The organism is Paenibacillus sp. EKM10P (assembly GCF_011800655.1).
GTDB lineage: Bacteria > Bacillota > Bacilli > Paenibacillales > Paenibacillaceae > Paenibacillus > Paenibacillus polymyxa.
In genome coordinates, this window is sequence record NZ_JAALET010000134.1 from 1 (window position 1) to 236 (window position 236).

Sequence of the window (236 nt, forward strand, 5' to 3'; positions counted from 1 at the left end):
CCTTGGGGCGCCTCCGTTACTCTTTAGGAGGCGACCGCCCCAGTCAAACTGCCCACCTGACACTGTCCTCGCACCGGATCACGGTACCAAGTTAGAACCTAGATACGATCAGGGTGGTATCCCAAGGATGCCTCCTCTCAAGCTGGCGCTCAAGATTCTACGGCTCCCACCTATCCTGTACAGATCGTACCCAAATTCAATATCAAGCTGCAGTAAAGCTCCATGGGGTCTTTCCG

General features: G+C 54.7%; 1 rRNA gene. It reads right to left on the reverse strand.

Annotated elements, in window-relative coordinates:
• Positions 1-236: ribosomal RNA gene (locus HFE01_RS26815) — 23S ribosomal RNA — on the reverse strand; the annotation flags it as partial.